The sequence below is a fragment of the Bacteroidota bacterium genome (genome assembly GCA_018266755.1).
In the GTDB taxonomy this organism is placed as follows: Bacteria; Bacteroidota; Ignavibacteria; order Palsa-1295; family Palsa-1295; genus JAFDZW01.
In genome coordinates this window covers 87,619-101,211 of sequence record JAFDZW010000006.1, presented here as the reverse complement: position 1 = coordinate 101,211, position 13,593 = coordinate 87,619, and the positions used below count along the sequence as shown (strand labels likewise).

Here is a 13,593-nt window from a genome sequence, read left to right as displayed (position 1 = left end):
AAGCTACAAGATCTCGTGAAACTTACGCTCGTACTCATATTCCTTGCATCGCTTGTTGTTGGCAGCTCCGTTGCACAAACTAAGCATGGTACTTGGAGCCTCAGAGTGACCGATATCCCACTCAGCCATTCCTGGACCGAAAAGACCGATTACGGCGAAACAGGAAACTGGACTGTTACTACAGGCAGCGATACTGTGAATGAAAGCACGTCCTACTGGCAATTGTTCAGCACGGTTACCGTCAACGATACAGTAGCGATGTTCGATCGTTTGCGCGGCGGCTCTATCATTACCCTTGGACTCGATCGTCTGACGCACACCATCGTCTCAGTCTCACTCTTCGACAGGGGCAACGGACCCGCCAGCGAAATTGCGATCAATCTCGAAGGGCTGCACATGCAAACGACCGACTCGACGTATGTTCTCTCGCTCACCGGCGATGCTCTCAGAGGTCATATAACGCGGCTGGATTCTTCGTATAGCGACCACAGTGGCTCCGGCTATCAGATCGATGTGACCGACACGATGCTTGGCACGTTCCTGCCGAGCAGCGCCGTCGAATTCGAGATATCAAGGGTTCTGTTCGATTCATTAGATGTAAGCGGCGCCACGACGTCCGATGCAACGTTCCCACTAAGAACATCGCTTGACGGAAACCGTCTCGATGTTACATTCCCAGCAGTCGAGACGCAGTGTCATCTTCTTTTTTCCGATCTACTCGGACGCACGATCGCCGATGAGGTTGTTCCTGGGGGTGCGTCGCATACCGAGATAAGCCTCGCGACGATCCCCAACGGCTGCTACCGTTGCCGTATAGAGAACCGATCGACAAAAGTCCTGGTCATCCGATAGCACAGGTCGACCCTCCGTCTCTTAGTCGTTTCTGAGCCGATGATGGTCGAAATAAGTCATTACTTCATTCCGAGGTACTGTCATTTTGAGCACATTCGCTGTGCTCAGTGTAAACTCCGCGAAAAATCCCTCGATGAAACACAGTGAGGCTCCGCCGCAGGGATTCTTCGCTCTGCGCAGAATGACCGTTGGGTAAATATCTTTCTCGCTCAATTCAGAGTCGTACTGGCCTGTAATTTCTCCGCTACGCCGTCGAACTTCCCACCCGTATATGCGTTATCGTTTGACAATTACTACGTTACGATACTGAATGTCTGAATCCGCAAAGCGAGAGTTAGCGAAGGCCTATGCCCCGCAGGAAGTAGAGAAGCAATGGTACTCGAACTGGGAGTCGGGCGGGCTCTTCTATGCCTACCGTCCCGACCAGGCACCGCAGGACCCGACCGGTCGCCGCGCGATCGATAAGTCGCCGTTCGTCATCTGCATGCCGCCGCCGAACGTGACGGGTATTCTGCACATGGGTCACGCTCTCAATAATACGATCCAGGATACCTATATCCGCTATCACCGCATGCTTGGCCATGAATCCCTCTGGATGCCCGGGACGGACCATGCCGGTATCGCGACGCAGACGAAAGTAGAAAAGCAACTCCGCGAGCAGGGCAAGACCCGTTACGATCTCGGCCGCGAGGATTTCATCGCCGAGGTCTGGAAGTGGAAGCACAAGCACAACGACTTTATCGAGAAGCAGCTTCGCGCGCTCGGCTGCGGACCCGATTGGCGCCGCTTCGTCTTTACGATGGACTCAGGCTATTACAAGGCCGTGACCGAGGCCTTCGTGCGCCTCTACAAGAAGGGTCTGATCTATAAAGGCAAGCGCATCATCAACTGGTCGCCACTCGCACAGTCGGCCCTCAGTGACGAAGAGGTGATCTATAAGGAGACGCAAGGCAAGCTGCACTTCTTCCGCTATCCGCTCATTGATCGCAACGCAGGGGAGCCGGAGTGGATCATCATCGCGACCACGCGCCCCGAGACGATGCTCGGCGACGTGGCGGTCGCCGTGAATCCGTCGGACGAACGCTACAAGAATCTCGTCGGACGAAAGCTTCGCCTTCCTCTGATGGACCGCGAGATCCCGATCATCGCCGATGACTATGTTGACAAGGAGTTCGGTACCGGCTGCGTGAAGATCACGCCGGCGCACGATCCGAACGACTTTGAAATTGGCTTGCGTCACAACCTCGAGCAGCTCAATGTGATGCATCCGAACGCAACGATCAACGAGAACGGCGGGAAGTATGCCGGTCTCGACCGTTTCGTTGCGCGCAAGAAAATCATCGAGGACCTGACGGAGCTTGGGCTTGTCGAAAAGATCGAGGACTACACGAATTCCGTCGGATACTCAGAGCGCGGCGGCGAGATGATCGAGCCGTATCTAAGCGATCAGTGGTTCGTCAAGATGAAGCCGCTTGCTGAGCCTGCGTTGAACGTTGTCGAGGATGGACTGATCAAATTTCATCCGGAGCGGTGGATCAATACCTACCGTCACTGGATGACCAATATAAAGGATTGGTGTATCTCACGCCAGTTGTGGTGGGGGCAACGCATTCCCGCGTGGTACGGCGAGAACGGCGAGATATTCGTCGGTCGCGACCTCGGCGAGGTCGAAGCTGAGGCGAAGACGGCCGGTTATACCGGACCGCTCACGCAAGACCCCGATGTCGTTGACACGTGGTTCTCGTCGTGGCTCTGGCCGTTCGCCACGTTCGGATGGCCGGAGAATACGGTCGATCTTCAGACCTTCTATCCGGGCAATTTGCTCTCGACTGCGCCTGACATCATTTTTTTCTGGGTTGCCAGAATGATCATGGGCGGCATCGAATTCACGGAGGGGATGCCGAAGGCAGACGGTTCGCCGCGCGTGTCGATGGAAGACCGCATCCCGTTCCGTGATGTGTACTTCCATAATATCATCCGCGACCAGCAGGGACGCAAGATGTCGAAGTCGCTCGGCAATTCGCCCGACCCGATCGACTTGGTGCAGAAGTACGGCACCGACGCCGTCCGCTTCACGCTACTCTATCTCGCGCCGCTCGGACAGGACGTTCGCTTCGGCGAAGAAAGCTGCGAGATCGGCCGCAACTTCGCGAACAAACTCTGGAATGCCACGCGTTTCGTCATCATGAAGCGCGACGAGTATCGTTCGACGCATCCGGAACCGAAGTTCGAGTCTTCCGATACAGAGCTTCAAAATGTCATTGCGAGCGAAGCGAAGCAATCTGGAATGATTGGGAAAACCGAGAGTTCTCAGATTGCCGCGTCATCCGCTTCGCGGACTCCTCGCAATGACACCAAAGGTTTTGCCTCTGCACCGGCTTCATCCCTCGCCGACAAGTGGATCCTCTCGCGCGCCAATCGCGCCGCGAAGGAAATCCGCAAGTCACTCGACGGCTACCTCATCAACGACGCAACGAAAATCCTCTACGACTTCATCTGGAAAGATTACTGCGATTGGTATCTCGAGATCGTCAAGCTGCAGCCGGAATCCACTCCGCTTGCCGTCGAGATCCTCGAGGGCATCCTGCGGATGCTGCATCCGGTGATGCCGTTCGTGACCGAAGAACTCTGGCATGCGCTCACGGGTACGGACGATGCGATTCTCATCGGCAAAGACGACTACATCAGCGCCGATGAAGGAAAGATCGACGACGCTGCCGAAGCGAACTTCGAGTTTATTCAGAAGATCGTCGAAGCAGGCCGCTTGCTTCGCGCGAATGCGAAACTCGCACCGAGCAAGCCGGCGGAGTTCGTGCTGCGCATGAAGTCGGACGCCGATCTGAAACTTGCTGATTCTGCACGAACGATCATTGATAGGCTGTGTCGCGCTGAAGGGCTGGCGATCGAACTCGACGGAGGCGCGGAGCTTTCTCCGAAAGAATATTCGACCGAGCTCATCGGTGGCCGAGGTCAGCTTTTCATGAAGCTCGAGACGCTCAATGCCGAAGAAGCAGCCAAGGAGAAAGACCGACTGAAAAAGGAGATCGAACGCCTGGCCAAGAGCGTCGAGCAGATCACGAACAAGCTCGGCGACGCCAATTTCATCGCTCGCGCACCGGACCACATTGTCGCAAAAGAGAAAGAGAAGCTCGAAAGCTTCAAAGCGCAAATGGTGAAGTTGGAGCAGCAGGTATGCTGATGGACGATTGTATCTTTTGCAAAATCATCCGTGATGAGGCGCCCTCCCACAAATTGTGGGAGAATGACGAGTTTCTGGCATTCCTCTCAAATGGACCCATCAATCCCGGTCACGTCCTGCTCGTCCCAAAGCAACACATTGACTATGTGTTTGACATGGAAGAGCCGCAATACTCTACAATTTTCCGGCATGCTCAGAAATTATCTGCCGTCATCAAGAAGACATTCGATGCTCCGCGAGTTGGATTAGTGATTGAAGGGTTTAGTGTTCGTCATGTTCACTTACATCTCGTGCCCGTATATAACGTCGCGGAGCTTGACCCGAATCGCCTTCGTCCGGCCACACTAGATGATCTGGCACCTATTGCAGAGCGATTGGTCTTAGCAATGAACGATCTTGAAACGGACTGACTACACTGCCATCCTCTTCGACTTCGACTTCACCCTTGGCGATTCGTCGGTTGGGATTTGCGAGAGTGTGAACCATGCGCTCCGTTCGCTGGGGCATGATTCGGTTGCCGATGACGCAATTCGCGCGCTGATCGGTCTTCCGTTGCAGGTGATCTGCAAGTCGTTTACTGACCGCGACGATGACGAATACGTCCGGCGGTTTCGGACGCACTTTTACGAAGTAGCATCCACCCGGGTAGTTGAAAGCAGCAGCCTCTATTCAGGGGTGGCCGATATGTTGGAGCGGTTTGTGAACAATGGTGTACTTCTTGGCATCGTCTCGACCAAATCGCGCCAGCCGCTTCTCGAGATTGTTCGCAAGCATAACGTGGAGCGTCATTTTAGCGTCATCGTCGGCGGCGACGATGTCGTTGTCCATAAGCCGCACCCGGAAGGCCTCCTGAAGGCGATTGCGCAATTGGGTATTGCCCCGCAACACGCACTCTATACCGGAGATACGATCCACGACGCTCAAGCGGCCCAGGCCGCAGCGATTGATTTTATTGCGGTAACGAGTGGCCCGACCCTGGCTGGCGCATTTGCACAACACCCACATCGAGCGGTTATCCCTACCGTTTCACAACTCGATACAGTAATCTTGCAGTAAGGAAACAGGAGCCAGGGAGTTTGTACTGAGAATCAAAATTCCGAAATAGGTTTCTAAATTGTTATATCTTTGCATATTGATTCGGGAGCTACCCGGTCAAATCGTTTTTGTTCATCATCACTAATTTCAATCAGTATGACAAAGAATCTCAAACTGCTCGCCATTGTCTTCATTCTTGCAGGCTTCATCGGCGGCTGTACCCAGCGTATCGGTGACTTCACCGTGATCTCGACGAAGAACTGTAATGTCGAGACGGGCGGCAAGTTCGTCAAGAAGGGCTCCTTCGAAGGCGACGATATCGCATGGATCATCATCTTCATTCCGACGGGCTCACCGAATCTGAAGACGGCTGTCGATCGTTGCATCGAAGCCGGCGACGGCGATCTGATCACGAACGTCGTGCTTTCGGCTACTAATTGGTATTTCTTGGTCGGTCAGGTCGGCTACACCGTAAAGGGAGACGTGTGGAGAGCCGCCAGCCGCAGCGATATCGATAATCCGAACGTCGAGAAGTTCACGCTCGTCAATACGAACGATGGCAAGCAGCTTGTCAGCGATAAGGATCCGTCGGTCCATTGCATGGTCGCGGATGCCTCGAATCCGAAGTCGATTCGCTACGAGTAAGCAAATCGTATTTCCATTTCTCGTATTTCGATTCTATGAAGGCGGCAGGGAATTCTTGCCGCCTTCTTCAGTTATAGTGGGTACCTATGACACCGAAGGAATTCCTCGAAACCCTGCCGCCGGAACGGCGCGCCGTGATCGCCAAGCTCCGGACGATGATCCTCAAGGGTGATCCGCTGGTCCGCGAGGTCGTCAGCGTGTTCATGGGTCGCGAGGCACTCGTATATTTGCAGGGCGATATCTTCAAGTATGCCCTCGCCGTTGGCAAAGAGCACATGAGCTTGCATTCGATGGTCCTCTACGGCAGCAAGACACTGCACGAGAACTTCCGGAAGATGATGCCGAAGGTCAAATTCCAGAAAGGCTGCCTGAACTTCAAGAGCACATCGCAGCTATCTCTGCCGCTGGCCGAGAAGCTGATCAAAGAAATGGCCGCCTGCGAATTCCCACCGGCTCAGTTCAAAGAGCGCATGGAAAAGCTCGCCGTTCAAGCGAAGAAGCGAAGAACTGCCGAAGAGGCGGAAGAGGGGAATCTTGCCAAGCCTGAGAAACCTACGTTGCGTACGAGCACTAAACGCAAGTAAAACAAACGCTTAGATTGGATCATGTGCGTATGCTCCCTCGCATGCTCGTTCCGAAGAATGCCTGGCCAGCGCATGCGTTATTGCCCCCAAGACCCCATTTTCGTTGAACCTAAATAGTGGGGTACTCGTTTACACCTCGCTTAAAAATAATTGCATCCAGCAAGAAAACAGTTATTCGATGCCAACGATCAATCAATTGGTACGCCTCGGTCGCGAGGAATTGGTGTTCAAGAGCAAGTCGCCCGCGCTGAAAAATTCACCACAGCGTCGCGGCGTTTGCACACGTGTCTATACGACCACTCCGAAGAAGCCGAATTCGGCGCTTCGTAAGGTTGCTCGTGTGAAGTTGACGAGCGGGATCGAGGTTACGGCCTATATCCCGGGCGAAGGACACAACCTGCAGGAACACTCCATCGTGATGATCCGCGGCGGCCGCGTGAAGGATCTTCCTGGTGTTCGCTACCACATCATCCGTGGTACGCTCGATACGCAGGGAGTCCAGAACCGCAAGCAGGCTCGTTCGAAGTACGGCGCAAAGCGTCCGAAATAACCTGCACGAAGTAGTTTAACGGAGTTCGTCCGGGGGCGATCCTTGGGCGAACGGTGACAAGAGGGCTCCGCGCCGATCTTGTTCGTTCACACAAAGAACTAAAAATCGCATCAAAATCCAATGAGAAGAAAATCCGCACTAAAGCGCGAACGCGTTCCCGATCCGAAGTTCAACGATACACTCGTCGCTCAGTTCATCAACGTGCTGATGTACGACGGTAAGAAGGCAGTCGCTCAGCGCATCGTTTACGATGCCATCGATGCAATCCAGGAGAAGAGCGGCCAGAACGGTCTCGAAGTTTTCAAGAAGGCTATTTCGAATGCATCGCCTGCAGTCGAAGTCCGCAGCCGCCGCGTCGGTGGTGCGACCTACCAGGTTCCGACGGAAGTCCGTCCGGAGCGTCGCACGGCGCTCGCGCTTCGCTGGCTCATCGGCTATAGCCGTGCCCGCGGAGAGAAGTCGATGGCCGGCCGCCTTGCCGCCGAGCTCTTGGCTGCAAGCAACAACGAAGGCACGACCATCAAGAAGCGTGACGACACGCACCGTATGGCCGAAGCGAACAAGGCATTCGCTCACTTCAGCCGCTTCTAAGCGCCCGAAGGCCAATCGAAGTTATCGCTCATCAAAGCCGTCAGCAATGACGGCTTTGTTGTTTTGTGGATAGTCCACGGCTTTTTCCTGAATCAAATCGCGTACGGATGCCGTTCTATAATGGCTTTTACTATCATAGGTTTAGGATGGTAAGAAGAAGCATTGTACTCTTCGTGTTTGCTCTCTGTGCGCTCCCGCAGATGCTCCAGGCGCAGCCGACATCCGGGACGCAGGACTCTGTACTCGGTGGTCCGTTGCGTCCTCGTCGCGATACATATATCATTGTTCCGTTTCCGTCGCCCGCTCGTCAGGGCGTGACGATGACGATCCAATACTATAATCACAACGCAGAACGTACTTCGCTGCGTATCGTCGATATTAACGACCGAACCGTCGTCGAACTGCAACCCGACGAAACCGCACCGAACGGCATTCATTCGTTTCCGTTCAATACGGCCACCGTGGCGACCGGCACGTACTTCATACGGCTGACTCGGTACGGAGTGGACGGCTCGCAGGTCGAAGTTCAGGACGAGCGATTTATTATCATCCACTAAGCGTCCCCGATGCAGATCGTCCGACCCGCCGGAGTACTTCGTTTACTGTTGCTCACACTGCTGACCGTGTCGGCTGCGATGGCGCAGCCCGATGCCGGCCGAGTGATCTCTCAGGAATCGCGAGGGAAGGATTTCTGGGTGTGCTTCCCGCAGAACGCGCGGTTCGAACGCTTTGCCGGATTGAATTTCAGGCTCTTCATTACCGGCGACAAAGCCACGACCGGACAGATTACGGTACCTGGGCTCGGGATTACAAAACGTTTTGCCATCGGACCGTCTGAGATCCTTCCGATCGATATTGACTCCGTCGTTCAGGTCCTTGGCAGCGATCAGATCCAGAAGGTGGGTATCCACGTCGAAGCCGATAACCCGATTGCAGTGTATGGGCTGTCGCATCGTCCCGCGAGCACGGATACATACCTTGCATTGCCGACGAATACACTCGGGAAGGTGTATCGCGGCGTCGGATACTATCCGCTCAGCGAGCAGGATATGTACTCATCGCAGATGACGTGGGTTGCCACCGAAGACGGTACACTCGTGACGATCACGCTTAGCGGGGAAACGCGCGGAGGACATCGCGCCGGAGAGACCTATACGGTCAAGATGCAGAAAGGCGATGTCTATCAGATCCAAAGCATCAATAATACCGCGAAACGCAGCGACCTCACCGGCACGCTCGTCGTATCGAATAAGCCGATTGCGTTTTTTGCCGGTCACACGTGTGCCCAGGTGCCGACCGATGTGTTCTATTGCAACCAGCTCTTGGAGCAAGAGCCGCCGGTGCCAAGCTGGGGGCGTCAGTTCTATGTAGGGCGTTTGGAAGGAAAAGCGCAATACGTGATTCGTGTCGTTGCCAGCGAACCGAATACGCAGGTGTTCGTGGACAATCACGTGGTTGCCAAGCTGAAGAATGCCGGAGAGTTCTATGAGAACAATCATCTCAAAGAGAATACGTTCATCACGGCCAATAAGCCGGTGATCGTCGCGGAGTATGCGCAGGGATCCGATGCTGATTCGATCAAGATAGGCGATCCGAACATGTTCTTCATTACACCGACCGAGCAGTTCCTAAACTACTATCGGTTTGCGACGCCGATCAAGGGTTCGTGGCACCACTTTATCAATCTGGTCGTGCCGACCGATGCCTTAAGTTCGTTGCGCCTCGATGGGCTGACGTTGTCACCAAAGTATTTCAAGACAATCGGCATCTCGCGCTATGCGATTGCCCAGATTGAGGTTGGCTACGGTTCGCACAGCATCCGGTGCGAGCAACCATTCGGACTCTACTCCTACGGCTTTGGTGTGGCGGAGGACAATTTCGATTCGTATGGCAATAACGGCGGTCAATTGGTACAAACTATCCCGGACGTACCCGATACGTTGCATCCGGTCCTCGACCTCGTCTCGGACGATGCGAACGGCCCGCTGGCAATGATTGCGCGAGACGACCGGCTCTTCGATGCGGGCCTCGAGTCGATTACGGTGATCGATAGTTCGAATTTCAAATCTCCGGTAATGATCCCGCCATTCGATGCCGGGACGCCCGAATTGCCGCTCTATTTCAAGGTGCGCGATACCGCACAATGCGGGTTTATGAGTTTGAAGGTTGTCGATGTGGCGAAGAACGAGGGGTATTATGTGATCTGTCGCACGCAGGTCAACAACGTCTGGACATACCAAGTCTACGAAGGGAAGGGCTTGCTTTGTCCGAGCTGCAAGTCATGGACGATCCAGCTCACGGCGACTCCGTCGGCGACAATTTCGAACGTGACGTTCAATCCGCCCAGCTATTTGAAGGGTGGCGATGTGTTCAACGATTTTACGTCGCAGATCTCCGGCAGTATCGCATTGAGCTATATCTACCCGTTCAGCAAGAAGTTTATGCTCTCGGGCGGTATCGGCTTCAGTAACTATAACGGAACGGCGAACGCCTTACATAGCTCGTTCGCAAACGATTCGATCTACTATGGCGGCGACACCGCCGGTGCACGGAAGATCAAAGTGGTCGAGCAGTTCTCGACGAATATTTCGCTGAGCTATCTCTCGCTCAAAGGCGGGTTCTACCATTATTTCATCCCCGAGAAGCTGTATTTTTATGGCGGACTGTCGGCGGATATTTTGCTCAGCGCTTCCTACACGGAGACTAGCGAGATACTCTACCCGGCGACTCTCGATTACAACACGAGTATCGACCCGGAGCGCAAAAGCACCGGCGTTCGCTCACTCACAGTTGCAAGCGGATCGCTGCCAAATCCGACGCATTTCCAGCTTGCGCTCGAACTCTCGCCGGGTGCCCAGTTTAAGCTGAACAAGAATTTCTCGTTACTTACCGGACTGTATCTGAATATGCCCCTCTTCGATGCCGTGACCGATCTAAACTGGCATCTTTCCACCTTCGGGGCGCGGATCGGTTTGATCTATCGAAATTAAGTCCCGTTCGGCAGCCGGCATCGCCCGCGAGGGCGGAAACTGACTGTCGGCAACTTCGTATATCGTAGTCAGTAAGGAATACGGACTATGCCATCATTGATCGAATCCACAAAACTCCGTCTCGCCGAGATCGAGAAGGAGCTCGCAAGCCTCGTCGAGGAGCGCTCGCAACTTCGTACACACTGGGAGCTCGAGAAGAACCTCATCAAAGATATTCGCGCCCATAAGCAGGAGATCGAACAAGCACGACTCGATGCCGAGCGCTACGAGCGCGAAGGCGACCTCGCCAAAGTCGCCGAGATCCGCTATGGCCGCATCGTCGAGCTCGAGAAATCCATCCGCCAAAAGCAGGAAGAACTGGAGAAGATCCAGAAGGACGAGCAGCTTCTCAAGGAAGAAGTTGGCGCAGAGGACATCGCTGAAGTCGTTTCGAAATGGACGGGCATACCGGTCTCGAAAATGCTCGAAAGTGAGCGTGTAAAGCTATTAAAAATGGAGGATAACCTCCATGAGCGTGTCGTCGGTCAGGACGAAGCGGTCATCGCAGTCTCGAACGCGATCCGACGCTCGCGAGCCGGTTTGCAGGACCGCAACCGCCCCATCGGGAGCTTCATTTTCCTCGGCAGCACCGGTGTCGGCAAGACGGAGTTGGCACGAGCTCTTGCCGAATTTCTTTTCGACGACGAACGTGCGATGGTCCGCATTGATATGAGCGAGTACATGGAGAAATTTTCCGTCTCGCGTCTTGTCGGTGCGCCTCCGGGATATGTCGGCTATGAAGAAGGTGGGCAACTCACAGAAGCGGTTCGTCGCCGACCGTACAGTGTCGTCCTGCTCGACGAGATCGAGAAAGCACACCCCGACGTATTCAATATCCTCCTTCAGGTACTCGACGACGGGCGGCTGACCGACTCGCAGGGTCGGACGGTGGATTTCAAGAACACGATCATCATCATGACCTCGAATATCGGTTCGCAGCTCATCACCCAGCAGATCCAGGGGATGACGGAGTCGAGTCGCGAGCAGATCATGGCTGGGCTGCGTACCACGCTCATCGGAGAACTACGAAAAGTGATGCGTCCGGAGTTTTTGAACCGAGTGGACGATATCGTGATGTTCCAGCCGTTGATGCAAAGCGACATTCGCCGCATTGTCGATCTGCAGCTTGCTTCGGTCATCGCGATGAGCGAGAAAGAAGGTCTGAAGATCGAAGTGACGGACAACGCCCGCGATTGGCTCGCAAAAACGGGCTACGACCCGATCTATGGTGCCCGCCCGCTCAAGCGCGTCATCCAAAAGCACATCGTGGATAATTTGGCGCTGAAGATACTCGCAGGCGATTTCATGAGCGGTGACACGATCATGGTTGACCATACCGATGCGGGACAGTACACCTTCACGAAGCGCTGACGCCCTTCGTTCGCGGCAATGCCTTTGTGCCATTTCTTGTTTGACTCTGCAAGAAATGGCACTTCTGTTATGAACAGGCACCCCCTTATCGGAGACAGCGAGATCATTGGCAATGCCGGTGAACGGGCTGTTATTAACCCCTACGATTCCTCTACAATCGGCAGCGTTACCTACGCAGACTCTGCGCAGATGAGTGCGGCAATCGGTGTTGCCGCCGACGCACCGAAGCAGTACTCGCTCACCGCCCAACAGCGAGCAGATATCCTCACGAAGGCCGCACGCCTGCTCCAAGAACGCAAAGAGGAATTCGCGCGACTCATCACCCTCGAGGCAGGGAAGCCCATCACGTATTCGCGGGTCGAAGTGGACCGAGCTGTGTTCACGATGTCCGCTTCGGCTACGGCAGCGAGCACGTGGGACGATGATCGTCCGGTCGATACAATGGGTGCGCCAAATGCAGCCGGTCGAAGCGTAACGATGCGCTATTTCCCCGCAGGTCCCGTCGCTGCGATCACTCCCTTCAATTTCCCGCTGAATCTGGTGATGCACAAGGTTGCCCCGGCAATCGCGTGTGGGTGCTCGGTCGTTCTCAAGCCTGCCCCGCAGACGCCGCTGACGGCCTTTCTTCTTGCCGATACTCTCACGGAGGCCGGCTTGCCGCCCGGATGGCTCAATATAGTGCCGTGCGAGAACGATGTCGCCGAAGAACTCGTCACGGATGATCGGATCAAAGTGGTGTCATTCACGGGCAGCGCAGCCGTTGGTTGGAAGCTCAAGTCACTGGCGCCGAAGAAGAAGGTGACGCTCGAACTTGGTGGCAACGGTGCAGTCATTGTGGATGAAGTAACCGATTGGGAGAAGCTGATCCCCACGCTAGCCTCGTCTGCTTTCTACTACGCAGGCCAGGTGTGCATCAGCCTACAACGCCTATTCGTTCGCAGAGAGCTCTACGGTGAGCTTGTAAAGCGCATCGTGCGCTACGCTGGAACTGTGACGGTTGGCGATCCGATCGACGCCGCAACAGTCGTCGGGCCTCTCATCAGCGAAGCCGCAGCATCGAAAGCCTGGACGTGGGTGGAACGCGCAGTTGCCGCAGGGGCAAAGAAGCATACGGGGGAGAGACTGTCGCCGCGGATGATCTCGCCGACGGTCTTGACCGACGTCCCAACCGATTGCGAGATATCCTGCGAAGAAGCGTTTGCACCCGTGGTAATCGTCGAACCCTACGACGACTTCGACGCGATGTTATCCCGGGTGAATTCGAGCAGATACGGTCTGCAAGCAGGTCTCTTCACAACCGACCAAACAAAGACCCGTCACGCCTATGAAACACTTGAACTCGGCGGCCTAATCATCAATGATACCAATACCTTCCGAATCGACACGATGCCCTATGGCGGCGTGAAAGATTCCGGCTTCGGTCGCGAAGGGGTCACGTGGGCAATGCAGGAAATGTGCGAAGTGAAGGTGTTGGTAAAGCCATGATGCTGGAGGCTCACGGCTTGCCTTGCAGATAGCAACAGATGGTAATCCTATCCAGGGTAGTGTTCGGAGTGAGGAGGCAGAGGTCATGGGTGGAATCAGCGCCGAATGCCTTGAAAAACTACCTACGGAATACGCTCGAAATCCGCATGATCCGGTAGTCTCTAAAACGCTTTCCCAGAGGGGCAATTTTACCAAAAAAGGCCTTGCAAATCGGACTTTTTGGGTGGGAAATTGTGTTGTATGCGTACTTCA

The 13,593-nt window shown here is 54.7% G+C and carries 12 protein-coding genes; all 12 read left to right on the top strand.

The features are described 5' to 3' along the window. Positions 1-15 precede the first annotated feature (15 nt). The 12 genes from JSS75_12765 (at position 16) to JSS75_12710 (ending at position 13,341) form a co-directional block, all read left to right on the top strand. Entirely contained in the window at positions 16-852 is an 837-nt protein-coding gene (locus JSS75_12765; GenBank protein MBS1904572.1) for a hypothetical protein, read from the top strand. Between the two features lie 310 nt (positions 853-1,162). Next, complete coding sequence (locus tag JSS75_12760) at positions 1,163-4,051, top strand: valine--tRNA ligase (GenBank protein MBS1904571.1); 2,889 nt, start codon at positions 1,163-1,165, stop codon at positions 4,049-4,051. Then, positions 4,051-4,461 (top strand): HIT family protein, encoded by a 411-nt coding sequence (locus JSS75_12755; protein ID MBS1904570.1) that lies wholly within the window; start codon positions 4,051-4,053, stop codon positions 4,459-4,461. The genes JSS75_12760 and JSS75_12755 overlap by 1 nt, the downstream gene beginning before the upstream one ends. Continuing rightward, a complete protein-coding gene (locus tag JSS75_12750) occupies positions 4,448-5,107 on the top strand; it encodes an HAD-IA family hydrolase (GenBank protein MBS1904569.1) in 660 nt (219 codons plus the stop codon). The genes JSS75_12755 and JSS75_12750 overlap by 14 nt, the downstream gene beginning before the upstream one ends. 135 nt (positions 5,108-5,242) lie before the next feature. Beyond that, on the top strand, positions 5,243-5,731 hold the full coding sequence (locus JSS75_12745; protein ID MBS1904568.1) for a hypothetical protein: 489 nt from the start codon (positions 5,243-5,245) through the stop codon (positions 5,729-5,731). Positions 5,732-5,817: 86 nt separating this feature from the next. Beyond that, positions 5,818-6,315: a hypothetical protein gene (locus tag JSS75_12740; protein ID MBS1904567.1), complete on the top strand. Its 498-nt coding sequence runs from the start codon at positions 5,818-5,820 to the stop codon at positions 6,313-6,315. A gap of 178 nt (positions 6,316-6,493) precedes the next feature. Beyond that, positions 6,494-6,865, top strand: coding sequence for a 30S ribosomal protein S12 (locus JSS75_12735; GenBank protein MBS1904566.1), 372 nt, complete (start codon positions 6,494-6,496; stop codon positions 6,863-6,865). Between the two features lie 120 nt (positions 6,866-6,985). Then, complete coding sequence (gene rpsG / locus JSS75_12730; GenBank protein MBS1904565.1) at positions 6,986-7,456, top strand: 30S ribosomal protein S7; 471 nt, start codon at positions 6,986-6,988, stop codon at positions 7,454-7,456. A gap of 146 nt (positions 7,457-7,602) precedes the next feature. Further along, complete coding sequence (locus JSS75_12725; GenBank protein ID MBS1904564.1) at positions 7,603-8,013, top strand: hypothetical protein; 411 nt, start codon at positions 7,603-7,605, stop codon at positions 8,011-8,013. 9 nt (positions 8,014-8,022) lie between these two features. Further along, complete coding sequence (locus JSS75_12720) at positions 8,023-10,446, top strand: hypothetical protein (GenBank protein ID MBS1904563.1); 2,424 nt, start codon at positions 8,023-8,025, stop codon at positions 10,444-10,446. A gap of 87 nt (positions 10,447-10,533) precedes the next feature. Next, a complete protein-coding gene (locus JSS75_12715; protein MBS1904562.1) occupies positions 10,534-11,856 on the top strand; it encodes an AAA family ATPase in 1,323 nt (440 codons plus the stop codon). A 69-nt stretch (positions 11,857-11,925) separates the two neighbouring features. Next, the gene (locus JSS75_12710) at positions 11,926-13,341 is read left to right on the top strand and encodes an aldehyde dehydrogenase family protein (protein MBS1904561.1); all 1,416 of its coding nucleotides are present in this window, start codon (positions 11,926-11,928) and stop codon (positions 13,339-13,341) included. Positions 13,342-13,593 lie beyond the last annotated feature (252 nt).

Bases quoted from the DNA above. Each gene is read 5' to 3' on its own strand.
- JSS75_12760 (MBS1904571.1), top strand. From the start codon at position 1,163: ATGTCTGAATCCGCAAAGCGAGAGTTAGCGAAGGCCTATGCCCCGCAG.
- JSS75_12755 (MBS1904570.1), top strand. From the start codon at position 4,051: ATGGACGATTGTATCTTTTGCAAAATCATCCGTGATGAGGCGCCCTCC.
- JSS75_12745 (MBS1904568.1), top strand. From the start codon at position 5,243: ATGACAAAGAATCTCAAACTGCTCGCCATTGTCTTCATTCTTGCAGGC.
- JSS75_12740 (MBS1904567.1), top strand. From the start codon at position 5,818: ATGACACCGAAGGAATTCCTCGAAACCCTGCCGCCGGAACGGCGCGCC.
- JSS75_12735 (MBS1904566.1), top strand. From the start codon at position 6,494: ATGCCAACGATCAATCAATTGGTACGCCTCGGTCGCGAGGAATTGGTG.
- rpsG (MBS1904565.1), top strand. From the start codon at position 6,986: ATGAGAAGAAAATCCGCACTAAAGCGCGAACGCGTTCCCGATCCGAAG.
- JSS75_12725 (MBS1904564.1), top strand. From the start codon at position 7,603: ATGGTAAGAAGAAGCATTGTACTCTTCGTGTTTGCTCTCTGTGCGCTC.
- JSS75_12720 (MBS1904563.1), top strand. From the start codon at position 8,023: ATGCAGATCGTCCGACCCGCCGGAGTACTTCGTTTACTGTTGCTCACA.
- JSS75_12715 (MBS1904562.1), top strand. From the start codon at position 10,534: ATGCCATCATTGATCGAATCCACAAAACTCCGTCTCGCCGAGATCGAG.
- JSS75_12710 (MBS1904561.1), top strand. From the start codon at position 11,926: ATGAACAGGCACCCCCTTATCGGAGACAGCGAGATCATTGGCAATGCC.